The 24,668-nt window shown below is 60.3% G+C and carries 24 protein-coding genes and 1 tRNA gene; 10 read left to right on the forward strand and 15 right to left on the reverse strand.

Features of this window, described 5'->3' with window-relative positions:
* Nucleotides 1–56: 56 nt before the first annotated feature.
* Nucleotides 57–491 (reverse strand): hypothetical protein, encoded by a 435-nt coding sequence (locus RIA72_RS06920; RefSeq protein ID WP_350031577.1) that lies wholly within the window; start codon nucleotides 489–491, stop codon nucleotides 57–59.
* Entirely contained in the window at nucleotides 484–696 is a 213-nt protein-coding gene (locus tag RIA72_RS06925; protein WP_350031696.1) for a helix-turn-helix transcriptional regulator, read from the reverse strand. The genes RIA72_RS06920 and RIA72_RS06925 overlap by 8 nt, the downstream gene beginning before the upstream one ends.
* Nucleotides 697–943: 247 nt before the next feature.
* On the opposite strand from RIA72_RS06925, the gene RIA72_RS06930 reads away from it, so the two are divergent.
* From RIA72_RS06930 to RIA72_RS06950, 5 genes are all read left to right on the forward strand, one after another.
* Nucleotides 944–1,825, forward strand: a complete 882-nt coding sequence (locus tag RIA72_RS06930) for a glycine--tRNA ligase subunit alpha (protein WP_350031697.1) — start codon at nucleotides 944–946, stop codon at nucleotides 1,823–1,825.
* A complete protein-coding gene (gene glyS, locus RIA72_RS06935) occupies nucleotides 1,822–3,999 on the forward strand; it encodes a glycine--tRNA ligase subunit beta (RefSeq protein ID WP_350031578.1) in 2,178 nt (725 codons plus the stop codon). Before RIA72_RS06930 ends, glyS begins: the two co-directional genes overlap by 4 nt.
* A gap of 103 nt (nucleotides 4,000–4,102) precedes the next feature.
* Nucleotides 4,103–6,760: a pyruvate, phosphate dikinase gene (gene ppdK / locus RIA72_RS06940; protein ID WP_350031579.1), complete on the forward strand. Its 2,658-nt coding sequence runs from the start codon at nucleotides 4,103–4,105 to the stop codon at nucleotides 6,758–6,760.
* 54 nt (nucleotides 6,761–6,814) lie between these two features.
* Nucleotides 6,815–6,891 (forward strand) — tRNA-Arg (locus RIA72_RS06945).
* A 345-nt stretch (nucleotides 6,892–7,236) separates the two neighbouring features.
* On the forward strand, nucleotides 7,237–8,451 hold the full coding sequence (locus tag RIA72_RS06950; RefSeq protein WP_350031580.1) for an RWP-RK domain-containing protein: 1,215 nt from the start codon (nucleotides 7,237–7,239) through the stop codon (nucleotides 8,449–8,451).
* 63 nt (nucleotides 8,452–8,514) lie between these two features.
* Here the strand turns inward: RIA72_RS06950 and RIA72_RS06955 are convergent, their stop codons facing one another.
* From RIA72_RS06955 to RIA72_RS06965, 3 genes are all read right to left on the reverse strand, one after another.
* Nucleotides 8,515–9,189 carry a hypothetical protein gene (locus RIA72_RS06955; RefSeq protein WP_350031581.1) on the reverse strand — a complete coding sequence of 225 codons (675 nt, stop codon included), beginning with the start codon at nucleotides 9,187–9,189 and terminating at the stop codon, nucleotides 8,515–8,517.
* A 71-nt stretch (nucleotides 9,190–9,260) separates the two neighbouring features.
* The gene (locus tag RIA72_RS06960) at nucleotides 9,261–10,910 is read right to left on the reverse strand and encodes an Hsp70 family protein (RefSeq protein ID WP_350031582.1); all 1,650 of its coding nucleotides are present in this window, start codon (nucleotides 10,908–10,910) and stop codon (nucleotides 9,261–9,263) included.
* 12 nt (nucleotides 10,911–10,922) lie between these two features.
* Nucleotides 10,923–12,317: a hypothetical protein gene (locus RIA72_RS06965; protein ID WP_350031583.1), complete on the reverse strand. Its 1,395-nt coding sequence runs from the start codon at nucleotides 12,315–12,317 to the stop codon at nucleotides 10,923–10,925.
* Nucleotides 12,318–12,742: 425 nt separating this feature from the next.
* On the opposite strand from RIA72_RS06965, the gene RIA72_RS06970 reads away from it, so the two are divergent.
* The 3 genes from RIA72_RS06970 to RIA72_RS06980 are packed head-to-tail and all read left to right on the forward strand — an operon-like array spanning nucleotide 12,743 to nucleotide 14,939.
* Nucleotides 12,743–14,071 carry a site-specific DNA-methyltransferase gene (locus RIA72_RS06970; protein WP_350031584.1) on the forward strand — a complete coding sequence of 443 codons (1,329 nt, stop codon included), beginning with the start codon at nucleotides 12,743–12,745 and terminating at the stop codon, nucleotides 14,069–14,071.
* Complete coding sequence (locus RIA72_RS06975) at nucleotides 14,068–14,547, forward strand: DUF5681 domain-containing protein (RefSeq protein WP_350031585.1); 480 nt, start codon at nucleotides 14,068–14,070, stop codon at nucleotides 14,545–14,547. Before RIA72_RS06970 ends, RIA72_RS06975 begins: the two co-directional genes overlap by 4 nt.
* The gene (locus tag RIA72_RS06980; protein ID WP_350031587.1) at nucleotides 14,544–14,939 is read left to right on the forward strand and encodes a DUF5681 domain-containing protein; all 396 of its coding nucleotides are present in this window, start codon (nucleotides 14,544–14,546) and stop codon (nucleotides 14,937–14,939) included. The genes RIA72_RS06975 and RIA72_RS06980 overlap by 4 nt, the downstream gene beginning before the upstream one ends.
* Nucleotides 14,940–14,945: 6 nt before the next feature.
* Here the strand turns inward: RIA72_RS06980 and RIA72_RS06985 are convergent, their stop codons facing one another.
* Nucleotides 14,946–15,152 carry a helix-turn-helix domain-containing protein gene (locus RIA72_RS06985; RefSeq protein ID WP_350031588.1) on the reverse strand — a complete coding sequence of 69 codons (207 nt, stop codon included), beginning with the start codon at nucleotides 15,150–15,152 and terminating at the stop codon, nucleotides 14,946–14,948.
* A 122-nt stretch (nucleotides 15,153–15,274) separates the two neighbouring features.
* On the opposite strand from RIA72_RS06985, the gene RIA72_RS06990 reads away from it, so the two are divergent.
* Nucleotides 15,275–15,508, forward strand: a complete 234-nt coding sequence (locus RIA72_RS06990) for a DUF5818 domain-containing protein (RefSeq protein WP_350031589.1) — start codon at nucleotides 15,275–15,277, stop codon at nucleotides 15,506–15,508.
* Here the strand turns inward: RIA72_RS06990 and RIA72_RS06995 are convergent.
* The 7 genes from RIA72_RS06995 to RIA72_RS07025 all read right to left on the reverse strand — a co-directional run bounded on the left by RIA72_RS06995 (nucleotide 15,487) and on the right by RIA72_RS07025 (nucleotide 21,919).
* Nucleotides 15,487–16,362, reverse strand: coding sequence for a DUF2971 domain-containing protein (locus RIA72_RS06995; protein WP_350031590.1), 876 nt, complete (start codon nucleotides 16,360–16,362; stop codon nucleotides 15,487–15,489). The genes RIA72_RS06990 and RIA72_RS06995 overlap by 22 nt on opposite strands.
* 40 nt (nucleotides 16,363–16,402) lie before the next feature.
* Entirely contained in the window at nucleotides 16,403–16,681 is a 279-nt protein-coding gene (locus RIA72_RS07000; protein ID WP_350031591.1) for a hypothetical protein, read from the reverse strand.
* Nucleotides 16,682–16,706: 25 nt separating this feature from the next.
* Nucleotides 16,707–17,417 carry a hypothetical protein gene (locus RIA72_RS07005; protein WP_350031592.1) on the reverse strand — a complete coding sequence of 237 codons (711 nt, stop codon included), beginning with the start codon at nucleotides 17,415–17,417 and terminating at the stop codon, nucleotides 16,707–16,709.
* On the reverse strand, nucleotides 17,414–18,178 hold the full coding sequence (locus RIA72_RS07010; protein WP_120219633.1) for a hypothetical protein: 765 nt from the start codon (nucleotides 18,176–18,178) through the stop codon (nucleotides 17,414–17,416). Before RIA72_RS07010 ends, RIA72_RS07005 begins: the two co-directional genes overlap by 4 nt.
* Nucleotides 18,162–20,012, reverse strand: coding sequence for a hypothetical protein (locus RIA72_RS07015; RefSeq protein ID WP_350031593.1), 1,851 nt, complete (start codon nucleotides 20,010–20,012; stop codon nucleotides 18,162–18,164). The genes RIA72_RS07010 and RIA72_RS07015 overlap by 17 nt, the downstream gene beginning before the upstream one ends.
* Nucleotides 20,013–20,052: 40 nt before the next feature.
* Nucleotides 20,053–20,274: a hypothetical protein gene (locus tag RIA72_RS07020; RefSeq protein ID WP_120219631.1), complete on the reverse strand. Its 222-nt coding sequence runs from the start codon at nucleotides 20,272–20,274 to the stop codon at nucleotides 20,053–20,055.
* A gap of 127 nt (nucleotides 20,275–20,401) precedes the next feature.
* Nucleotides 20,402–21,919 carry a DNA cytosine methyltransferase gene (locus RIA72_RS07025; RefSeq protein WP_350031594.1) on the reverse strand — a complete coding sequence of 506 codons (1,518 nt, stop codon included), beginning with the start codon at nucleotides 21,917–21,919 and terminating at the stop codon, nucleotides 20,402–20,404.
* Nucleotides 21,920–21,988: 69 nt separating this feature from the next.
* Here RIA72_RS07025 and RIA72_RS07030 point away from each other — a divergent pair, with 69 nt between their 5' ends.
* Entirely contained in the window at nucleotides 21,989–22,432 is a 444-nt protein-coding gene (locus RIA72_RS07030) for a very short patch repair endonuclease (protein ID WP_350031595.1), read from the forward strand.
* 189 nt (nucleotides 22,433–22,621) lie between these two features.
* On the opposite strand, the gene RIA72_RS07035 is transcribed toward RIA72_RS07030, so the two are convergent.
* Both RIA72_RS07035 and RIA72_RS07040 read right to left on the reverse strand, forming a co-directional pair.
* Nucleotides 22,622–23,548, reverse strand: a complete 927-nt coding sequence (locus RIA72_RS07035; RefSeq protein WP_350031596.1) for a DUF4238 domain-containing protein — start codon at nucleotides 23,546–23,548, stop codon at nucleotides 22,622–22,624.
* Nucleotides 23,545–24,531, reverse strand: coding sequence for a hypothetical protein (locus RIA72_RS07040; protein ID WP_350031597.1), 987 nt, complete (start codon nucleotides 24,529–24,531; stop codon nucleotides 23,545–23,547). Before RIA72_RS07040 ends, RIA72_RS07035 begins: the two co-directional genes overlap by 4 nt.
* Nucleotides 24,532–24,668: the final 137 nt, after the last annotated feature.

Consider the following 24,668-nt stretch of genomic DNA (forward strand, 5'->3'; position numbering starts at 1 on the left):
ACTATCTTTCATATTGACCAGGCGGCGGGAAGGGAAAAAGAACTCGCGATAACGCGTCAGCGGAATTTCAGCCACGCCCACACCGCCGCATTGACGATCAGCGACAGCGCGAACAGCATCATCGCATCGACAGGAGGCGCGAGCGCTGCGCGGTGCAGCACCCACCACACCGGGGTGGGAAAGATGACCGCATACCAGCCGGCCAGGCTTGCCCACAGCCAGGCGCGCTCTTCATGGTCGTCGATCGCGCGGTGATAGAGGATCATCGCAAAGGCAAGGCCGAGTGCCCAGACGAGCGACGCGGCGATCGCGAAACTGGGGCTCAGCGATCCGGTAAGCATCATCGTGGCGCTATCGCGGCCCGCGGGCTGGTCGAAGACCATCCACGCGCCGATGATCGCCCCGATCGCCGCCGAAAAACCGATCGCGAAACGATAGCGGCGCTGACGCGGCGATGCGCGGCGGTTGGCCGTATGGGCATCGTCAGTCATGGGGGCGTCCCTTGTAACCATCGTCGAAAATCTCCTCGATCGGCATGTCGAACACCCGCGCCAGCTTGAAGGCGAGCGGCAGCGACGGGTCATATTTCCCCGTTTCGATCGCATTCACCGCCTGCCGCGACACATCGAGCCGGTCGGCAAGCTCCGCCTGGCTCCAGTTGCGCATCGCGCGCAGGACCTTGAGCTGGTTGTTCACGGTATATCCCGTCGTCATGCACCCCTGACTCAATGTCAGGTGTTGTTGACTAAATGGCGTGATTCGCCGCGAATGTCAATAAGACCTGACAATTTGCAATGGGCAGCTGACATCGGCGACCGAAACTCGGTCGCAACCGCTTGACCCTTTGCACCCGCTGGGCCAATGCGGCGGCGATTTTTGCACCTGCGAAGGATATGCGGCCGTGGCCGACGGGGCGGACAAGATACCACTCAGCTTTCAGGACATGATCCTGACGCTGCACAATTATTGGAGCGCGCGCGGCTGCGCGATTTTGCAACCCTATGACATGCGCGTGGGGGCGGGGACTTTCCATCCGGCAACGACCCTGCGCAGCCTGGGGCCGGAGCCCTGGAACGTCGCCTATGTGCAGCCGAGCCGCCGCCCGACCGACGGCCGCTATGGCGAGAATCCGAACCGGCTTCAGCATTATTACCAATATCAGGTGATTTTGAAGCCGTCGCCCGCCGACCTTCAGGAGCAATATCTGGGCAGCCTTGCCGCGATCGGCATCGACCCGCTGCTCCACGACATCCGCTTCGTCGAGGACGACTGGGAATCGCCGACGCTCGGCGCATGGGGGCTGGGCTGGGAAGTCTGGTGCGACGGGATGGAAGTCACCCAGTTCACCTATTTTCAGCAGATGGGCGGCTTTGACTGCAAGCCGGTGGCGGGCGAGCTGACCTACGGGCTCGAACGCCTCGCCATGTATATTCAGGGCGTCGACAATGTCTATGACCTGCGCTTTTCGGACGCGGTCGGCGATGTGCCAGGTGTGAGCTATGGCGACGTATTCCTTGAAAATGAACGGCAATTTTCGAAATGGAATTTCGAGGTTGCCGACACCGACACGCTCTTCGCGGGCTTCAAGGCTGCCGAGGAAGAGTGCAAACGCGCGATCGACGAGGGTGTGCCGCTCGCGGCTTATGACCAGGCGATCGAGGCGAGCCACCTCTTCAACCTCCTCCAGGCGCGCGGCGTGATCAGCGTGCAGGAACGCGCAAATTACATGGCGCGTGTCCGCGACCTCGCGAAGGGAAGCTGCAAGGCGTGGATCGACAGCCAGTCCGAGCGCTGGACCGCCAAATATCCGGGGTGGACACTGTGACCGACTTCCTTCTCGAGCTGCGCAGCGAGGAAATTCCGGCGCGGATGCAGGCCGGCGCGCGCGCCGAACTCGACAAGCTGTTCCGCGCGCAGATGAGCGCCGCGGGTATCGCGTTCGGCGATCTCACCATCTGGTCGACGCCGCGCCGTTTGGCGCTGATCGCCAAGGGCCTTCCGCAAGCAACCGCTGCCGTCAGCGAGGAATTGAAAGGTCCGCGCAGCAGCGCGCCGCCGCAGGCGCTCGAAGGCTTTCTGCGCAAGACCGGACTGACGCAGGATCAGCTTGAGGACCGCGACGGCGTGTGGTTTGCGGTGATCGACAAGCCCGGCCGTGCGACCGCCGAGGTGCTGGCCGAAGCGATCCCCGCGATCGTCCGCGCCTTTGCCTGGCCGAAGTCGATGCGCTGGGGCCGCGAAAGCGCGAGTAGCGAAAGCCTGCGCTGGGTACGCCCGCTTTCGGGTATCGTCGCGATCTTCGGCGAGGAGCTGGTGCCGTGCGAAATCGGCGGCATCGCGAGCGGTTTCGCGACGCGTGGCCACCGCTTTCACTGTCCGGGCGAAATCACCATCGGCTCGGCATCGGACTATGCCGAAAAACTCCGCGCCTGCCACGTCATCGTCGACCATGAAGAGCGGCAGGCGATCATCCGCGACGGCGCCGCGAAGGCCGCGGCCGACGCCGGGCTGAGCCTTGTCGCGGACGAGGGGCTGGTGATCGAGAATGCCGGGCTCACCGAATGGCCGGTGCCGCTGCTCGGCCGCTTCGACGAGGCGTTTCTCGAAGTGCCGCCAGAGGTCATCCAGCTCACCGCGCGCGTGAACCAGAAATATTTTGTCGTGAATGGTGCCGACGGCAAGCTCGCCAACGGCTTTGTCTGCACCGCGAACATCGATGCGAAGGACGGCGGCGCGGAGATCGTCGCGGGCAATGAAAAGGTGCTCGCGGCGCGGCTGTCCGATGCGCGCTTCTTCTGGGAACAGGATCAGAAAAAGGCGCTCGCGCAGCACGCGGAGAAGCTCGCGAACATCACCTTCCACGAAAAACTCGGCACCGTCGCCGACAAGGTCGAGCGTGTCGCGAAGCTCGCCGAATGGCTGGCGAGCGAAGGCATCGTCCCGAACTGCGACCCCGCGCTCGCGCGGCAGGCGGCCGAGCTGGCCAAGGCCGACCTCGTCACCGAAATGGTCGGCGAGTTCCCCGAATTGCAGGGCCTGATGGGCGGCTATTACGCCCGCGCCGAGGGCCTGCCGCAAGCGGTCGCTGACGCGATCCGCGATCACTACAAGCCGGTCGGGCAGGGCGATGACGTGCCGACGGCGCCGGTGACGGTGGCTGTGGCGTTGGCGGATAAGCTGGATATTTTGTTCGCCTTCTTCGCCGCTAGGGAGCGGCCGACGGGATCAAAAGACCCCTTCGCCCTTCGTCGGGCCACTTTGGCAAGCGTCTCGTTGATCCTTTCGAATGGTATGCGATTGAGCTTGCTGGCCGTTGCAGAAAAAGCGAACGAGATTTGTGACAACTTCTACCGTGCTCTTTGGCTAAATGGCGTCAGCGATTATGGCAGCATGCAGCCAAAGGGCAGCCAGCTCGCGCCGCTGAATGAATCGCATGCAACCTTCGCGTATGAATTGCTCGACTTCTTCGCCGACCGCCTCAAGGTCCAGCAACGCGAAGCCGGCGTCCGTCACGACCTGATCGATGCGGTGTTCGCGCTCGGTGGCGAGGATGACCTCGTTCGCCTGCTCGCCCGCGTGAAGGCGCTCCAGGCGTTCATGGCGACCGAGGACGGCGCCAATCTGCTCGCGGGTTACAAGCGCGCAGCGAATATTCTGAAGCAGGCGAATATAGTCGTCGCCCCCGCGGAGGCGGGGGCCGCTGGCAGTAGTGCGCCGAACACAACGGCCCCCGCCTTCGCGGGGGCGACGGAGATGGACAAGGCGTTGCTCGCTGCGCTCGACGCCGCCGAACCCGCCGCCGCCGCTGCCGTCGCCGAAGAACGCTTCACCGACGCGATGGCCGCGCTTGCTTCGCTGCGCGCGCCGATCGACGCCTTTTTCGACGGCGTGATGGTCAACGACCCCGACGAAGCGGTCCGCGCCTATCGCCTCGGCCTGCTGTCGCGCTTCACCGCCGCGGTGCATGGCGTTGCCGATTTCTCGAAGATCGAGAGCTGACGCTGCGGCAGCTTTGCAACGCACGAAGTAAAACTGAATCGACGATAAGCCTACTCCACCCTATCCAGCGCCAACCTCCTCCCCGGGGCAGCAGGAGCATATGATGACGAAGATGGTGCATTTGTTCGGCGGCGCGGCCACAACGGCCGAGCGTTCGAAGGAATTGCTGGGCGGCAAGGGGTCGAACCTCGCCGAAATGGCCTCGATCGGCCTGCCGGTCCCGCCGGGCTTTACGATCACCACCGACGTCTGCACCGCCTATTATGCCAATGGCGAACAATATCCCGCGGGGCTGGTCGAAGAGGTCGCCGCGGGCATTGCGCATATCGAGGGCATCACCGGCAAGGCATTCGGCGACCCCGCCGACCCGCTGCTCGTCTCGGTCCGCTCGGGCGCGCGCGTTTCGATGCCGGGGATGATGGACACCGTCCTCAACCTCGGGCTCAACGACAAGACCGTCGTGGGGCTCGCCGAGGCGTCGGGCGATCCGCGCTTTGCGTGGGACAGCTATCGCCGCTTTGTTCAGATGTACGCCGACGTCGTCATGGGGCTGGACCATGCCGAGTTCGAGGAGGCGCTGGAAATCGCAAAGGAAGACAAGGGCTTCTACCTCGATACCGAAATGGCGGCCGAGGATTGGCAGGCGCTGGTCAAGCAATATCAGGCGATCGTCGAGCGCGAGACCGGCGCGCCCTTCCCGCAGGAGCCGAACGACCAGCTGTGGGGTGCGGTCGGCGCGGTCTTCGCCAGCTGGGAAAGCGACCGCGCGAAAGTCTATCGCCGCCTCAATTCGATCCCCGCCGAATGGGGCACCGCGGTCAATGTGCAGGCGATGGTGTTCGGCAATATGGGCGACACGTCGGCGACGGGTGTGGCCTTCACGCGCGACCCCGCGACGGGCGAGCGCGCCTGGTACGGCGAGTGGCTGATCAATGCGCAGGGCGAGGATGTCGTCGCGGGCATCCGCACGCCGCAATATCTGACCCGACAAGCGCGCGAAAAGGCGGGCGCCAAGCCGCTCAGTATGGAAGAGGCGATGCCTGAGACCTTCGAGGAGCTCGGCCGCGTCTTCGACACCCTCGAAACCCATTATCGCGACATGCAGGACATCGAGTTCACCGTCGAGCGCGGGACGTTGTGGATGCTGCAAACGCGGTCGGGCAAGCGCACTGCAAAGGCGGCGCTGCGCATCGCGGTCGAAATGGCGGGTGAGGGGCTGATCAGCGAAGAGGAAGCGGTGCAGCGCGTCGATCCCGGCGCGCTCGACCAGCTGCTCCACCCGACGCTCGATCCCAATGCGCCGCGCGACGTGCTGACGAAGGGGCTGCCCGCTAGTCCCGGCGCGGCATCGGGCAAGATCATGTTTGACGCCGACAGCGCAGAGAAAGCCGCGGCGATGGGCGAGGCGGTGATCCTCGTTCGCGTCGAAACGAGCCCCGAAGACATCCACGGAATGCACGCCGCAAAGGGCATTCTGACCGCGCGCGGCGGGATGACCAGCCACGCGGCGGTCGTTGCGCGCGGCATGGGCCGCCCCTGCGTCTCCGGCGCGGGCGGGCTGTCGATCGACGGCGCGGCGCGCGTACTGCGCGTCGGCGGGCGCGAGCTTCGCGAAGGCGACATATTGACGCTCGACGGGTCGACCGGCGAAGTGATGGCGGGCGCGGTGCCGACGCTGCTGCCCGAACTCGTCGGCGATTTCGGCACGCTGATGGGCTGGGCCGACAAGGTGCGCCGGATGAAGGTGCGCACCAATGCGGAGACGCCGCAGGACGCGCAGGTCGCGCGCGATTTCGGCGCAGAGGGCATCGGGCTTTGCCGCACCGAACATATGTTCTTCGACGCCGCGCGCATTACCGCGGTGCGCGAGATGATCCTGGCCGACAGCGAGGATGGGCGCCGTGCGGCGCTCGCCAAGCTGCTCCCCGAACAGCGCGGCGACTTTGCCGAAATCTTCCGCGTCATGGCGGGCCTGCCGGTGACGATCCGCCTGCTCGACCCGCCGCTGCACGAGTTTCTGCCGACGCGCGAAGAGGATTTCGCCGATGTGGCCGAAGCCGCGGGCGTGGGCATCGAGGCGCTGAAGGCACGCGCGAACGAGCTGCACGAATTCAACCCGATGCTGGGCCATCGCGGTTGCCGCTTGGGCGTCACCTACCCCGAAATATACGAGATGCAGGCGCGCGCGATCTTCGAGGCGGCGTGCGACGTCGCCGCCGAAACCGGCGCGGCGCCGATTCCCGAAGTGATGATCCCGCTCGTCGCCACGCGCCGCGAGTTCGATCTGATGAAGGCGGTCGTCGACGCGCAGGCGAAGGCGGTGTTCGCCGAAAAGCGGCGCGAGATTGCGTACCTCGTCGGCACGATGATCGAACTTCCGCGCGCCGCGCTGATGGCGGGCGAAATCGCCCAGTCGGCGGAATTCTTTTCCTTTGGTACGAACGATCTGACCCAGACGACGATCGGCATCAGCCGCGACGACGCCGGGCGCTTCCTGACGCAATATGTCGACAAGGGGATATTCCTGACGGACCCCTTCGTCAGTCTGGACGTCGAAGGCGTCGGCCAGCTGATCGAAATCGCCGCGGATCGCGGGCGCGCGGCGCGCGCGGGCATCAAGCTCGGCATCTGCGGCGAGCATGGCGGTGACGCGCCGAGCATCCATTTCTGCGAAAAAACGGGGCTCGATTACGTCAGCGCCTCGCCGTACCGCGTACCGATCGCGCGGCTTGCGGCGGCGCAGGCGGCGCTGCGCAAATAATCGCCTAAAGGGGGTTGCGCGACTCCGCGCAGCCCCTTAAAGGCGCGTCTCCACGCACCCGTAGCTCAGCTGGATAGAGCACCAGACTACGAATCTGGGGGTCGGACGTTCGAATCGTTCCGGGTGCGCCATTCCCTCCTTCCATTGTGTCAAAGACCGGAGGGGAGGGCCTTTCAAGCATCATTTGATCCGTTTCCGCGCCGCGGTTGGCTGCGCCGCCGACGCGCTGCGCAGACGCTGTTCTGCGGGTGGGGAAGGTAGTGGCGGTGTGCGTAGTCGTCGGCGAACGACGCTTGCTTTCCCTGTTATCAGGGAAAATAGCGCGGTGAGTATCGCGAAACCGCCCTTTCATAACGTCGTATCGACGGAAGCATCTGATTTTGCGTCCTAAACCCGCGCCTGTTGGACGATCGGTAACAGGGAAGACATAGACGTCGTTCAGCGAACAATACCGGTTGATCAGGGAACAAGGTGACGTGGCGAAACTGACCCGTGAAGAGCTTTATGCGCTTGTCTGGGATCGCCCCATGACGAGGCTGGCCAAGGAATTCGGGCTATCGGATGTAGCCTTGCACAAGATCTGCCGAAAGCATGAAATCCCGACGCCGCCGTTGGGATACTGGGCAAAGAAGGCGCATGGGAAGCCGGTAACCAACAAGCCGTTGCCGAAAGCGCGAGGCGCAAACAGTCAGTATCATATCATCATTCGTGAGGGTGCCGGGTCGGCAGAAAGCGAAGCGGCGGCCATGGCCCGGGCGCGAGTCCATCAAGCCATTGTCGGTCGGCCGGAACAGGAGTCAGATGAAGTCGGCGATCCGATACTTCGTCGCACGATCGAACGCCTGTCCAAGGCCAAGGCTGATCGCTCAGGCCTTGCGAAGACCGAAGGCAAGAACGTGATCACAGTCGCCCTCCGCCCAGACTCAGCGACGCGCGCTCAACAGATTCTGGAAGAGTTGGTTCGAAGCGCTCGAGCAGCCGGGATTACGCTGGCTGCGGGAGAGCGCGGTGCGGTGTGGCGTGCCGAAGGTGAAGAAGTCTCTTTCGATTTCGCCGAGGTGGCCGACCGCGTCGAGCACGTCCCCACCGAGGCCGAATTGAAGGCTGTAGCAAAATGGGAGGCTGAGCGCGAAGCCTATCGGAAACGGACCGGCTACAATCGGGACTGGGGCTGCCCGCACATTCCGAAGTGGGAGGAGCGATATCAGGGTCGCCTAGCGATAAGACTCGAGGAAGTGCGGATCCGGACGGAGAACCAATATTGGGGTCCCACCATCCGGGGGAAGTTTGCGGATGCCAAAAACCGGGACGTCACCAACGCGATCCCGAGGATCGTTTCCAGCATCGCCGCGATCGCTGTCGCGAAGCGGGAGAACCGCGAGGCTGATGAACGTCGCCGGCTGGCACGCGAGGAAGCCGAACGCCGCCGCGTCGAGGCCGAACGGCGTGCCGAACTCGAGCGCAAACGTAATGCCGTGCTGGAAAAACTGGTGACCGAGCATGAGGGAACGGTCCGGTTGGAAGGCTATCTGCTGTCGCTGGAACAAATGGTTGATGGTCCGCACGTCCCGGAACAGGTCGCGAGGTTCATGAACTGGCTGAGGGAAAGACTGGAACGGCTACAGGCCGCTTCGACCCCCGAGTCAATTGATGTGCGGCTTGCCCGCGAAAAGCTTTTTGACGCTGAATGAAGAAGGTCAGGAGCTCTGGCCACAACCATCCAGCAAGGCATGCCAGTTCGCGTGGAAGGCCTCTTATGTGTCGGTGCTGCGCAAATATGCTTGAAGCCTCGCGGTCACAATCTCGCGATCGCGGCTGTTTCGCATCAGGCGACCGCCGCTTGTATGATCGAACTCCGCATAATCGAAGATAACCAGTCCATAGCCATGCCGGGGCAACAGGGTGCGGCGATAGTCATCATACCGCCGTCGTTGCTCGCCGCGCGGCACGCCCAACACCGTAATCCGGTCGTCAAACAGCTTCACGCGCTGGGTATGCTGCCGCTCGTGGTATTCGATCACGAGGCGAAGGTCGTGATAATATGCATCGACGGGAAGTAATGACCGTCGACCAGAGGGTCCCGGATCGCCCTGCAGAAACGGAAAACGGTGTTGGCGAGAAGCCTTCCTGCCGAGGACTGCGTCGCAGATGTCGATGATCCAGGCCTCATCGCTGCTCGCCCTGACGGATGACGGCGAGCGGTTAAGTGCCGTACTCATGGCGGGCTTGATCCCCCTGCCATGGGCGAGCGTATCGAGCACTCGTGTCATGTCGGCGTGCTCGGTGCTGCCGACGCGAACCTCCCAACGGCCGTTATGAGAGTGCCATTGCAGCCCGGCGCCCCGGAGCGCGGCACGAAACCGCTTTGGATCGATGCCTCGGGATCGGGCCATCTCGACGGCCGATGTGATGGCAGCTTTCTCTGTCACTCTCGTTCGCTCCACCCCATCGCTCATTTCAGACGGAACAGCTTTTCGGAAGAGCCGCCGCCCTCATGACGCTAACGGTAAATGGGAGCCAGTGAGCGGGGCGCAGCAATGGTTGTATCAACCACCGAACCCTTTTCATCCGGTAGAAGTGGGGAGCAACCGCCCGTCGAAACAGCCAATTGGGGGAAGACCTCCGCAACATCGCTGGTATATGAATCCACCCATTCGGGGATCGGGTCGTGAATTTCGAAGATCGCCTTGCCTTCAGAAAGCTCGATTGGCTTCGCGAACACATCACGCAAGAAAGGCAGCGAACCCCCACCACCTGTAAAAACGACGACATTGGGCTGGTTTGTTTCCAGAAAATTCCGGCTTCCAATACCAGCCGAGTTGAGCGCATTTTTTACTTGTTCCTCAAACGTGCGCGCGAAGTATGAGACGATCTTGGTTGCGCAGAATTCATGACTTTCGATATTGACTACGTCAAAGCCATCAACGTCGACGCGGACCGCGCCTGACCCGAAGAGATCCTGTTTCACCCCCCTGACGCCGGCGCGCAGTTTGCGGGCATGTGTCAATTGAAGTTGAGAATCCGCAGCCAGCCCCAGCTTTGACCATGCCAACTCAATCAAAGCGTCATCAAGGCGGTTCCCCGCGGTTCTGATCGCCCGCAGGCCATCACGATATGCTGACACCTTGGCGCCATTCTCGCTCACATTGTATTTGAACGCACCGATGTCAGTGGTGCCGGCTCCAACATCGACGACGAGCATCTGTGGCCTGGTATTAATCAGCTTGTCATGAACGCCCGTCGCCGCAGCCACTGCTTCGAGAACCGGCCGTTCCACAAAATTGGCACCTTCGCGTCGTTCGCTTGAAATCTCTGCGAGTGAGTCCAGAGCCGCACGGGCAGTGGCAACATCAAGTCCTTGCCGCCATGCAGCGTCGGGTAACGTGTCTGCAAGTATCTGAGCATCAATCAATAGGTGCTTCAGCTGTGCCGACACGGCCTCGAAGTGAGGTGTGGTTTTTGATATCTGCGCGTCACCCCACCCGGGTGCAGCGAACCGTCGGATCACGTGGCGTCCAATCCCCAGAGCTTCGACGCGCTCACCGATCAGTGAAGTGAGATAACCCAAATATAGAGCAAGAAGATCGCGCGTTCGAAACAGGCTAGTGGGGTCGACATCGGTAGCTGGCTTATCAGCCTGAAACCGGGCGTGGTCGTGTGTAAGATGTTCTTTTGGTGATGCGAATAACTGTCGGCTTATGTCGCCCTCTTCAGCATGCCTACTGACAGCAGTGGGACCGAAGAATATGTGTCCATCGGTTATATATGCAGCGGAATCCGAGGTGAGCCCACCTCCTGTCGCACCGCCTAGATCAATCGGGATTGGCGCCTCCTCACCCTCGCGCCAGATTGCTGCCTTGGAATAGGCGGTGCCGAAGTCGATACAGAGCAAAGCGCTATCGTCGTAGCCCGTGTTAAGGCAGTCATCAGAAAGGGACACGCGTGGGGAGACTATGGCAGGCGCTGCGAGAACTGGAGAAACGACTGGATCGATAATTGGGCTTGCATCGTCCTGAAAGTCCGCGAGAACGGCAAGAGCGGCCCGTTCCCTTGCAGAGATCACCCCACCGGGCAGTTCAAACCTGCCATTGACCAAAGCAAGCCTGTCCAACAGGTTCTGGACGTACTCTTTCGCCTTATCCTGATCCACCAGTACCCCCTTCTAGGTGCCTTCGACGTCACCTTTCACAATTACGCCCGCCGATTTGCCATCTAAGACGCGTTCAACAGCACGGGATCTGATTCGAACAGTGCGTGCGCCGATCGCGTTATCTACAGGCTCATGTTCGATTGGTGAAAATGGGACGATTTCACCCGGTTCCCCCTTCAAAACAAGATTGCGGCGCCTGGCAGCACTCTCAATATGAGCGATCAATCGATCCGTCCGGTCAAAGACGCTCTTCAAATCTTCTCCAAGGCGCGACGAATGAAAATCCGCTGCCGAGATAACATCAGAAGCGATTGCACCGATGGTCGCGCGAATGGTTTCCGTCTCTCGAAGGGCCAAGCCGAGGTCGCGATCCACTGCCGAAACTGCCGTTTCCTCGACGGCGGTTTGGGTAGGCAATTTTCTTCGATATGTTCCAGTTCGAAGCCAATGGGCCAGATCGGGCTCGAATCGGGATGGATCCTCGGTAGCTTGAGCAAGGCGATTCTTGCCAATTCCGTCGCCGACCATGGACAAATAAATGCGGCGGAGGTCAGCGTCCGGCATTTTAAGGCGAACCAGGAATAATAGCTGTTCAAACACCTGAGATGCTGCGCGATTCAGCTCAGGAAGCAGTTCTTCCGGCCAATTTGACGTGCCCAGAGAGCGTTTGAGCGGCCCCAGAAACCTATACGTTCCGGCATCAGCCGCGAGCGTTCCATGGAGGCGAACGGCAAGGACGAGAAAGCGCAGTACAGATCGTGCCGCCAAGAGTGATGCTGACCTATCATTTGAAGGACGGCGCGCGAGATTTTCCACCAGGTTGTTGTACGCGAGGCCAAACGAATCGCCCGGTACAATCTCCGCTTCGCTTGACCAGACTGCTTCGCCGAGTGCGTCGAGAATTGCTGCTATCCTCCTCGATCGACCCGCTGACGGGTCTTGTTGATCGAAACGGACATCTATCAACGCATCAGAAAGCAACTGGACCTGAGCATCGAGATTGAGCACGTTGGTGACGAACGCGCGCGAAAGCGCCTCTCGCGCCTTTTCACCATCCCGTTCCTGTGTGATTGCTCTCGAAAGATAGACTGGCAGCCAAGTCCCGTTGAGGGCAGACATCGCATCCCCGAAATGGCGACGATCGTCTGGATCAGGCATTTCGGTCGGCAATTCCTCGAAGGGGGGCACGCCCCGGCTCAGGCCTTCGATCAGCCTGCGTCGATGTTCTCGCATTGCGGAGACTGATGTGAGCCGCCAAATCAGCGAAAGATCCTGAACGCGCTTGTCGGCCTCCGATCCGATGTGGTCTACAAACTTGGAAACGCCTTTGGCGAACCTTTCATCACGGGCCGCAGGTGCAGCGCCGGCAGTCGTCAACAGCGGAGCAAGCGCACTACGCTCGCTCATTGGGCCCAGCCTCCCAAACTGCTCCAACGCCAGATCAACTTCTTTCGATAAACTGCTCACAGTGTTGTCCTAGCAATAAATTTTGGTCGCCGTCACTCGGATTCGAGTGGCGAAGAATCTTGGGATCGATCCAACATCGCCGCAATGTGTGGGCCAAAGCGCCATTCGAATATTTCCCTATATGTCACATTTTACCTTCACCATCCGGCGATGTGACACTATACAAAGACCGCCTTAGACGGGACTGACGATGCGCGGCATGGGCCGCGATGGTCGCGCCGTTGCGGGGCGGTCAAGCTGGACATGGGTTCGGCCCCGCCCGGGAAGGTCCACCGCCGAGCATGGGTGAGGCGTGGTTTTCGGATCAACATCCGGAGCCCACGCCTTTTTCATGCGGCAGGCTCCGGCAAGGCACGGAGCCCATCATGGCAAAGCTTGAAATCATCTATCGCGCGATCGGCGATCTTCGCCCCCGCGCCACCAATCCGCGCACGCACACCAAGAAGCAGCTGGAGCAGATCGCCGCGTCAATCCGGCGCTTCGGCTTCACCAACCCGGTCCTGATCGACGAGGAGGACGGCATCATCGCCGGCCACGGCCGGGTCGAAGCCGCAAAGCTGATCGGCATGGCGGAGGTGCCAACGGTGCGCCTCGCCGACATGAGCGAGGCGGACATCCGCGCCTATGTCATCGCCGACAACCGGCTGGCGGAGAATGCCGGCTGGGATCGCGAGTTGCTAGGGCTTGAGCTCAGGTATCTGTCCGAACTCGACATCGACTTCGATGTGACGATCACCGGCTTCGATCCGCCCGAGATCGACGTGCTGATCGGCGAACTGTCGCTTGATGGCGATGCCGAGGATCCCGCCGATGCGGTTCCCGAGCCCGCCACCGGCCCCGCCCTCACCCGTTCCGGCGACATCTGGCGCATCGGGCCGCATCGCCTGATCTGCGGTGATGCCACGCGCGCTGAAACCTATGCCGCGCTGCTGGGCGAGGAGAAGGCGGCGATGGTGTTCACCGATCCGCCCTATAATGTCCCGATCAGCGGGCATGTGTCGGGACTCGGCAATGTCCGCCATCGCGAATTCGCCATGGCATCGGGCGAAATGTCGAGCACCGAGTTCACCGATTTCCTCACCGACGTATTCGGCCACCTTGCCGCCTTCTCGGCGGACGGCGCGATCCATTTCCAGTGCATGGACTGGCGCCACATGGGCGAGATGCTCGCGGCTGGTGATGCCGCCTATACCGAGCTCAAGAACCTGTGCGTCTGGGCAAAGACCAACGGCGGCATGGGCTCGCTCTATCGCTCCGCCCACGAACTGGTGTTCGTGTTCAAGTCAGGCACGGCGCCTCACGTCAACAATGTCGAGCTGGGCAGGCACGGGCGCTACCGCACCAATGTGTGGACCTATGCCGGCGCCAACAGCTTCGGCGCCAGCCGCGATGAGGATCTGGCGATGCACCCGACGGTGAAGTCGGTGGCGATGGTTGCGGATGCAATCCTTGACTGCTCGCGGCGCAAGGACGTCGTGCTCGACGCATTCGCTGGCTCTGGCACCACGCTCGTCGCCGCGCACCGGACCGGCCGGCGCGGCTACGGCATCGAAATCGATCCCGTCTATTGCGATGTGATCATCCACCGCATGCGCGACATCTGCGGCCTCGAAGCCTTGCTCGATGTCGATGGACGGAGCGTTGAGGAAGTCGCCGCCGAAAGGCTGGCCGATGTGAACGAGGCCGCGGAATGAGCAACTACACCGTCGGCAAGGGCCGCCCGCCCCGCAACCGGCAGTTCAAGCCCGGTCAGTCAGGTAATCCCGGCGATCGGCCCAGGAAGAAGGGCGCGATCGATGTGCGCGCTATTCTCGATGAGCCGATGACCGCGATCCAGGAAGGGCGCGCGCGGACGGTCTCCCCCAAGGAGGCCGTCCTGCGCAAGATGGTGCGAAAGGCGCTCAAGGACGACGATCTGCGGGCGATCCGCTATCTGATCGCCCAGTTTGATCGCCATGGCGTTCTCGAGGCGCCACCTTCCGGCATTGGCGGTGGCGCGCTGCTGCTCCCCAACAGCATGCCGAGGGCCATGGCGATGGATCTCGCCGAGAATGTCGGGCCGCCGCCCTGGAATGAGGAGCAGAGGGCATGGGCGCGGGCGCGCTATCTGGTGAGCCGGAGCGATGAGGAACGGCATTACGACGAAGCAAGGGGGTATCCGGACCTGTGAGCAAGGGTGTGAACGCAGCTGGCGGGCGCGATGCTCCGCCCAAGGGCCGTGCTTTCGGTCCGGGTAATCCGGCGCCCCGCAAGGGACGAAGAAAGGGCGCGCGCAATGTCGAGACCATCGTCCGCGAAATCGCCATGGAGAAGCACAAGGTGAAGATCGACGGCAAGATCCGCCGCCTCACCACGGCCGAGCTGGTGCTCCTAGCGCTGCGACGGAAGGCGCTGAGCGGCGATGTACGCGCGGCGGCCGATATCGACCGGCTGCACGATCGGCATGGCCCGGCAGAAGTCAAGGGCGGCTGGCTGGTGGTGCCTGAACCCATGAGCCAGGAAGAATGGCAGGCGATGGTCGAGCTGCACAATCGCTCGGTCGTGCATCCCGACGAACGCTGAACGTACCTAGTCCAGCAGATTGCCCATTGATACGCCGAGCGCATGGGCAAGCTTCTCTACGACCGTGATCGTGGGGTTGCGCGCGCCGCGTTCGATGTCGCTCACATAGGTGCGGTGCAGCCGCGCCTCATCGGCAAAGGCTTCCTGGCTCAGGCCCTTGTCCTGACGCAGTTTTCTCAAATTGGCGGCAAGCCGCTGGCGAACATCGTCCATCGCCAGAGAAACACGCGTCCGCAGTCGATCCGTCTACAGACGATCAGTGACATTCCGCTTGACTTCGTTCGGCGCGGAAGCCTTTCTCATGTCACTTATAGTCTACATTCGGAGAAGGCTCGATGCCGCGCGGCACTCGTCATACAGTGACTGGAATACTACACCTCGCCCCGCGCGGTTTTGAACTGCACATGGATGGCGGCGGGGTCTGGGCGCTTGATGTTCCGTCGTGGCGCCGGACGCGGAAGCTGGTGAGCCAGCGCGTGATGGTTATAGGCACGCGGTCGGGATTCGATCTGCTGGATGTCCACGAGATGGGGACTGCGCGACAGACTCAGCTGATCTCGAGACCGTAGCTGCTCGGCAATCGCCTCACTTCTCGTACCGGCACGCCGTGGAACCTGTCGGCAATCAACTTGGTGAGTTCGCTTCGGAATGCCTTATCCATCTTCTCGCCGATGATGATCTGCTTCACCGCTTCCGTTGGATAGGCTCGCTTGATCGGTTGCTTTCCCCCCTCAATGGTACGGATCAGGAGTCTGATCTCTCGTTCATAAGCCCATTCTGCAGGCTTTGCCGCGAATGCCCGGCGCCATATCGACTTCATCAATGCGAGCGCCTCATCCGCACATTGCTGGAAGTCTTCCAGCTGGCCTAGCCATACTTCCTTCTTGTCGAAATATTTCATTTCCGTCTTTGTTTCGTCGATCGCCATCAGGTGATAGTCGTACTGATCTTCAGCGACGACATAGATGAAACTGTCCACGAGCGGAGGCGCATCAAGATATTCGACATCGGTTAGGTAATCCTTGGGATCGTCTCCGAGGATCAGACTTTCATCAAAGGCAACGCAGAAACCGCGCATGCCATCGGCATAATGAGACCACATGAGAAGATTGTCCGGTGCCGCGCAGAAACATGCGATCCGGGTGTGGTCGAAAAGCAATTGGAAATCAGGTTGCGCCTCGTCGAGTGACTCGAAATATTCCTGCCAATCGTCCGGAGGATCAAGGATATCCACGTCCACAAAGCCCCAAGTAGCGCACGCGGCCTTGAATCGATCCACTTCATTCAAGGTCGGGATCCCTTGCAGCAGGCTCGACCAGAATTCGAATGGGTCGTTGAAATCCTCGAAATGCCGACAAAACAGAACGCCGTTTTGGAGGTTTTCCAGACTGTAATGGTTCGGAGGAAAATACTTGTAGATCATGCTATGGTAATCGAGAATGCCGGAGCCAACCCGCCGAGCATCACTGCTGATTGTTGCCTGAACTATCACTGGTCTTGTTGTCGCGGATGCGCCAGCATTTCGTCTCTGCGTTCTGCTCGACCACCCCTTCAGCTTCCATCAATGCAAGAACGGTCCGGGAAATATGCCCTTCGTGGCCGACGTGTCCTGAGTATATACCAAGTGATCGGCCGATCTGGGCGTTCTTCAAACCAGATGCGGGCGCTTCGGTCAGCAGCAGGTAGATCGCTTCCCGCAGCTTCGCCATCGCGTCCTGTGCCAGTACATAGGGATATGCCATTTTCCTGCGTCTGCCTTTCGGGTGCCTATTGTGCCTTGGGTTTGAAGCGATCGAATTCCCTGGGAAGCAGGTTCACGATGTGCGCTGCATCCAGATCGAAAAGATTCCAGGTGACATCCAGCTGCTGTCGCACCTTGGCCAGCCGTCGAGGCGTACCGGCCGTCTTGCCGCCCGCTCCTCGCTTGAGCCCGTTCTTGCCATCATCGAAATAGAGTTGACGGGCCGCTCTCTGAAATTCCATGCTGAACATGTCCTGCTGACTTGTCAGCTGCTCGCGTATTTCAGGCAGAACCGAGGGGTGGGCGCACAGCAGATGATCAGCGGCATCCCCAAGGCTTCCCAACAGGACCACCGGCATCCGGACCAGATGGCGCTGGGCCTTCTGCCAGTCTCCAGGACTACTCGGATACCAGCGATGGATTTCCTTTGGCTTCCTGTCGCCTTCGGAATTTTTCGGGAACACAACGTCGCGCAGTATGAATGTCAGCCATGCCCAGATGCCGGCTCTGGGCAACACATGCGTCCACTCGGAACCCAGTGACTGAAGCACTCGAGCAGCCAACTCTTTCGAAGTTGCGGCAGGGGCGTCGCTGATCGATTTGGTGCCCGAGACCGGCAGCGCAAATTGCGGGTCAACAGGATTGATGGCGCTCTCCGGCAGGTCTCCCTCAAAGATCCGCTTGAAAGCGACCAGCCCCATCGGTGTGAATTCGTATATGGCTGGATATTCTGTCATTCGGCGTCTCCCGGCTGGGTTGCCTGTAGCAGCTGGTCTGCCAGGTTGTGGCGAGAACAAAACGAATCCAGAAGACGTTCGATGTAGTTCTGCCGCTCGTCCTTCTCCTCAGGATCTGTCGGCGGATTGTCGCCGGGCATGATGGAATCGGCCCATTTCAGCCAGTCCTCGACCCAAGGCAAGTCGTCGGAGTATTCCCCCCGCAGGATTTCCTCGAAGACCTGCTTCACGACGCTGGGAAGCACTGCGCCGACAAAAACGGGATCGTTGCGAGCCCACATCGCGGCGTTTGCTATACGCTTGTCCACCTTGACCAGGGGATAGTCCGATTCCCGGATTTCGAGCTTCCATGACTGGGGAGCCGTATCATCCGCGAGGAACAGCAGGATGCCTTTGCTACTTTCCTGGTCCTTGTGGTCATTCTTCTTCAAGGTCCAGCTGTCTGTACTGGCAAGCAGCAGTCCCATGGCCTTCGTGCCCGGATCAGCGATCCGGAGCTGACAACTCGGCGCGACAAAGCCCTGAGACTGCAACTCCCGGCTGCTGCTCATCTTGCCAATCGTTCCAAGGTCAACGATCTCGACCCGCTTGTTCTCGACGAGACGCAAGGAAACCCGTGCATTCTGTGGGAATTGCTTGAATGCATCGGGACTGACCAAGGTCATTGTCACCAGCGGCTTTCCGCCGATCTCGGTCAGCGAGACCCTGACGACAGATTTGCTGAGCTGACGTCTCCCGGTGAGCCTAATCCGCCGACGCATTGCTCTCGGTCCTTATGCGTATGTCGAGTTCACGGCGAGTGTCGAAGCCTCTGACTTCGATCATGCTGCTGGACACCCAGTCCTGAATTCGCAGACGATTGTCCGTGAAGGTGGGCGTGCAGTTTTCCGAGAGGATTTCCAGATCCTCGAACCGGAAATCATACTCGCTCCATGGCGGCTTGCCCGACCCATCCGCATAGGCAACCGTGACATCCGCCAAGGCCGGGAACTTTGTGTAGTCGGCGTTGGAATTGAGACGAAAGCCATTTTCAAGTGCGTCTACCGTAACCGCACTTGCATTGGCTGGCGGCGGATCGACAACAGTGGGAGGATCCGGATTCGGATCCTTCTCGTTGGGCTTCGGGACTTTCTTCTTCGGACTGGACGGGTCCGGCACGGAAAAATATCCCTCCCACACCGAAGTGTCCGGCTCTGCACTTTCTTCGGTCAAGAACTCGCGAAGATCGTCCGGAAGCGATTTCACCAGTCGCTTCACGTGTATTCCATCAAAGCCGGCGTCGGCGAGCTTCGTCCGAACCTCCTTGGATTCAAGCAGGTCGAGATGCGCCTTGCCTTCACAGAAATTGAGATATTGAGCCAGCGGCTCCTGATCGATCAGCATCACGAGATCAATGTCAGCGGGCCGCCGGCTGCGAACATCCGGCAGACTCATCCCTTCCCGGAAGAGACGGTCCAACGGCATCTTGCCATACGGTGTCGGTGCAGCAACAATCGTCAAGCGAACTTCCGTGGTCTGGCCAGACTTGGTCATCGGGAAAGTGAGCTCGAAGGCGATCGTCTCGCCGTTGGCGAGCTTCTCTCGGTAGCGTTCTGCATCGGGCAGGTTCCGGTGATCGGACAGCTTCGCCTTGGCATCCGGCAGATGGATGGCCGACTTTGAACCGGCAAGACCAGCGTCGATCATTGCCAGATAGCGGCTGGTCCCGCCCTTGACCGGCTTCGACTTGATGTGTTGCGACACACAGGGCGCAACCTGCTTGATTGAATCCTTGTCGAGGCGATCCACACCCACTTCGACGACCAAGGTTCCGTTGAGAATTGCCGGAGCGAAATGATCTATCGCAGCGGCAAGAATGCCGTCCTCATCCAGCTCGTCATGAGGAAACGGGATGACGAGGGAAAGCCCCGTCCGATCGGCATCCTGGGGGTAAGGCGAAAGCCGGAATGCATCGACCAGCGATGCGTGAAATTCCGCTCCATCATGCAGCCTGTAAATCGAGTTTTCTTCGCTTTCGGCAAGATATGCATGGGTGGACTTGAAGTCCGATCCATATTGATCGGCCTTCAGTACAGACATGCCACATGCGGCAACGGCCTTGTCGTCGAAGCGCCGGGTCAGCCCGATGACGGTGTGCATCTGTGAGGCAATCAGAAAGGTCACCCGGCCGATGCCTCTGCCTCCCCGTCCGGTGCCGGTCTTGTTCGAAAGGCCGAAGTTCAGCCAATACCCCCAGAAATCGCCTTTTCGATCCTTCAGATCGCCAAGCAGACCCTTGGTGTTCGAATCCTCGACCACGATCCATTTGATCCGCTCACTGGCCCAGCCTGTTGGTACAGGCAGGTTGGCTCGTTGACGGTGCCCCATTGCCTGCCTGAGGAAGGTCCCGCGCTTTCCAAGACGATCTTCATGAAAGGAGAAGCGGATCACGACCGGCTTTGTCATGTCGAGCCGGGCATCGAGACTGTTCTGGATGGCCTCTCGGACGAACGTTTCCGAATAGGGATAGTCGACGCGGTCGAACATCTCGCTGTCGAGCCCCTGATTTATGGGCGTGCCTCCGACCGAAGGCCATATCCAGGACCAGCCACTCATGCTTGAACTCCACACTCATATCTGAAGATGCCGCTCACGCCTACAGCCGGAACTCGCCGCCGCTGCCCTCGCTTTCCTTCGAAAAGCGCGCCTTGGCACCTTCGAGGCCCTTCTGCAGGGCGCCGAAGATCTTTCGGATATCAGCTTCGCTGAATTCATAGGCCGACCTGTTGGACAGATTGCCAATCAGCTGAATGTCCTTCAGCGCCTTGTTGACTCTTGCCTCCGCAAGTTCGACGAACTTTTGACGCTTGTCGCGCATAGGAACCTCACATTATCACAATATACTGGAAATGTGTCACGATTCGCGCTTCGCGTCAATCCACCCGATTACATTCCAAAAATATTGCGAGAATGTGCAGAACGTGCGCCGATCGAGGCAGTCGCGCTTATGCAAGCAAGTTCCTGAGAATGTTCGCAATCTGACGAGCAAGGAGTGGTGGAACAGCGTTTCCGACCTGGACAAACTGCTGGGTCCGGTTGCCCTCGAAAAAGTAGTTGTCGGGGAACGTCTGCAAACGTGCCGCCTCCCTGACGGTCAGACTGCGACACTGAGTCGGGTCGGGGTGAATAAAGTAGTGCCCATCCTTGGATATGTGGCTGGTGATGGTGCTGGAGGGCGCGTTCCAGCGCTGCACCCGGAAGCGATCCGCGAACTTGCCTGAGTCCCAATTCCCATGTGCAGGGGCCAGTTGAGCGGGGTATTCATCCGCCTTGGGAGAACGTTGAAAGTGCTCGGCAAACACCGCGGCAAAGGCATATCGCGCGAGGTCGCTTTCCATGTGCCCGCGGGTTTCGTGATTGGGGAGTTCTCGCAGTTCCGGATCGCTCAGCCAGGCCCCCAGCCGGCTGTCCGATACCGACGTCATCTGCCTGCTGGACCGCGGCGGAAGCTCCTCGATTTCCTGGAGATCACGCGCATGACCGGCCAATGTGTCGGCAATACGGTTCAGCCACGTACCTTCATTGCGGCAGGCAGAAGCGGCCGCTCGATAGGCCGCGATGACAGCCTTGCGCCATGTTTCCGGACTGTCTTCGGTACGGCTGAGACCGCTGCGAAGTTTCGGCATACCGGACAGGACCGACGATACCGTCGCCTGAGTGGCGACGGGTTCCAGCGTATGTCCGGAGAGCATCCCGCTGTCGTCACTCGATATTTGGTCGGAGCGAATGCCCAGAAGAATCACGCGGTGGCGGCTCTGGGGTATGCCATAGTCTTCGCACCGAATGATATGGCCGCCGTGGCGCCCCTTGCCACCTGCAACCAGAGGAATGAGCGTGTAGCTGTCGGGACTGCCGCCTGCTGAACGCAGGTCGGACAACACCAGATCGAAGATGCCTTTGCCTTCGACCCTGGAAGACAGCATCCCCTTCACATTCTCCATCACGAAGGCGACCGGCCTCAGCTTCCCGATGATCCGGATATATTCACGATAGAGGAAGTGACGTTGATCCTCGGCGGGATCATACCCCTTGATGCCGCGATTGCGGGCGCGACCAACAAGCGAATAGGCTTGGCAGGGCGGCCCCCCGATCAGGATCGCTTCGTTTCCAGCCGCTTCGCGAATTTCGTCAAGCACCGGATCCAGTACGGCTGTCGCCGATTCCGTGCCCAGTTCCAGCATCATGGTTTCACGAACCGCTGCAGCCCATTCGGCTGCATGTTGCGCGATCAGGTCATCTCTCGAGATCCGGCCGGCAATATAATCATAATAGGCCTGCGGAGTTTCGGCGAACTGCCGAACAAAACTGCGAAGGCGCAATGTAGCGAACGCGGACGACTCTTTCTCGACCGAAAGCGCAATATCGAAGACCCTGCCTCCCGTTTCATCTCGCAGCGAAGAAAAACCTTCCGCCAGACCTCCCGGCCCCGCAAACAGGTCAACAGTCTTGAAACTTCTGGTCATCCGCCCGACAATTCCTTTCATGGTTCAAGCACATACCAGGACCGGCGGAACTAGCCAGGGGAATTCGTGATGGCAGACGTTGTCGACAAGGCGACGCGGTCCAGAATGATGGCGGGGATCCAGGGGCGGAACACGAAGCCCGAACTCGTCCTGCGAAAAGCGCTGCATGCACGGGGCCTGAGATATCGGCTGCACTACAAGGGGTTGCCGGGCAGGCCAGATCTGGTCTTTCCGAAATTTCGGGCAGTCGTGTTCGTCCATGGATGCTTCTGGCATCGTCACGAAGGCTGCCGGTTCACGACCACGCCTACCACTCGACCGGAGTTCTGGGCGCAGAAATTCGAGCAGAATGTACTCAGGGATCAAAGGACGCTCGCCGCTCTCGAAGAGTCCGGATGGCGAACTGCGATCGTGTGGGAATGCGCGATCAAGGAACATGGCGGCGAACAGGTCGGTGACAAAATCAGCGATTGGTTGATCGACGGCCATGGGTCATTGGTCGTTCCTGATTGAGACGTCGAGCCGAACGCGGGGCCATAGGCGGAAAAATTCGAACCTCCCGGCACAATCAAAAGAAGCAGGGGCTGCATCGTTTCCAATGAGGACTGCTAGCACCAACAAACCAGGCTTTAATGACACCCTATGAGATCGCTGAAAGCCACCGACTAATCATCAAGATTTGGTGCGCTGCAACGTATGGTTTCAGTCGAAACTAGCCTTATTTGGGCAGGCTGCTTCGTTCTCCCTTTCTTGCCGTTTCCCGTGCCGCTCTGCGACCACATCGAACCGCTCGACATTTGCGCCGACGATATCGAGATTGGCCTCGATGAAGGTGCGCCCCTCCTGCGCATCCCTGCCCCAGATCCGGTTAGACGAAGATGCGAGCGATCCTCGATTAACGCGGCGGATCAGTTCGGCGCCGGGAAGAGCATTGAGAAAAGCCTCGGTCTCAGCATGCTCCGTGCCGAAGAATATCCGGTCGGGCGCGATCGGCAACTGAATGAAGAATTTTCCGGTATTCAAGCCTCCCTCCCAATGGATCGGCAAATCGGAGAGGAGCAGCTTGGGTGCCTCGGGCTTGAACTCTTTGACCCACCAATGGAGCTTGGCGAAGCGATCGGTCATTTCGTCATGCAGCACGATCCGGGAGAGCCAGGAGATGAGGCTATGCGCTTCCATCATTCCGGGGCTATGCTCTTCGAACCATTGCTCGGCGGGTGGCCAGCCTTCCGGAAGCGCTGCATCGCCTTCGGCTAGGAAGCGCTTCATCATTGCCATGCCTTCGGTCCGCAGATGGGAGAGTACGTCCGATTGGCGCACGCGCAGCGAGTTCAGAAAGAAGGCCCAGGAGATCCTGTCGTCCTCGCCGAGCATCTCGCGCTGCTCAATCTTGCGGAGCGTAACCGCGGCATTGCTGTCGATGGGACCGAAGAGCTTCTTTTCGAGATGGTCTTCATTGATACCGAGCGCGTTGGCGACCACGGCATAGAGGGCATTTTCATAGCCTGTATATTCGGGCGTCAACGCACGGCACAGGACACGCCCGCCCAGAATCTTGAAGCTTTGCAGCTTGCCTGCGTCGTTGCACCAGCGGCGCAGGAGGAATTGAGGAACATAGTGGTGCTTCATAAGCCCCCCTTGCGACTTCTCGATCCCAAGGCGAATTTGGTGTCGGCCTTTCTGGCGCGCCGGTTTCTAGCGAGTGCCGTTTCCGGCCCATTTGGGTAGCGCTTGGTCCAGGCCCGGCGAACGGCATCCCACTGATCTGTCTCGCGAAGCAGGGCGATCGTCTCGGCGACGGACAGGTCGCGAACCTTGTATCGGTCGATCAACTGCGAACGGATCATTATGTCTGGGTTGTGCTTGGAGCGACAAGGGACCGGCGGATCCGCAAAGAAGCACCAGTGGGCGGCCATGCGCGTGAGTGCTGCCGGTCCCATTTTCCCGACCAGCACCCGGTCGAGTTGGACCGCCGCACGGTAAAAGACGTCGGAGGCGAGGATAGCATGGCGAGGTCGCCACTCCACGATATGGCCTTCGATGACGGGCGGCAAAGATATCGACCATTTACCGATCCGCTTGGGCCAGCGACCGAGCGTGGCTTCCAGGGCAGGATCGGCGCGTAGCGACGCGAGATAGGCGCTTGCTCTGTTGGACCTGTGGACGACGCAGTTTCGCGCGGTGTCGAAAAACTCGGCCAGACGCAGCAGGTCGGTCAAGTCCTTCGTGTCGAGGCCCACAACGGCGTCGAACCCGTGCAGAGCCGAAACCCCGTCCTTTTTCGCGCCGACTTGGGTCAGGCCTGCCCGATCGAACTCGCCCTTGGCGCCGTCTGCATAATCTTCGAATGCCGCTGCTGCCCGGGCGATGCCCAGTTCGGCCAAGAAAATCGCCGCATCCTTCACTGGTCCATCGAGGTCTCGCCAATGCGTGGCTTTGCCCCAAGGCTCATTCCCGGTCGGTAAGGCGAAGGCCTGCGAATTGTCGCCGCTGACCCGTTGATCGGACAGGAGAGACATGGCGCCGAAGCTCACCTTGATGCTGCGGTTGAAGCTATTGTGGAACGTCAGCAAACGTGCGAACGGTTCGCTAATTGCGCGATCGAAATCCACGAACTTCTCCTTATTCGGGATCGGGATGACTCAAGGTTTTCTTGACCTGCCCCCAGAGGGGGCATTTCATCACATGGGACCAGAATCAACAATGCCGTATCGCTCAGCCTCGGCGCATGGTCTAACCAAGACCTCCA

The organism is Sphingopyxis sp. (genome assembly GCF_040216815.1).
Classification (GTDB): domain Bacteria; phylum Pseudomonadota; class Alphaproteobacteria; order Sphingomonadales; family Sphingomonadaceae; genus Sphingopyxis.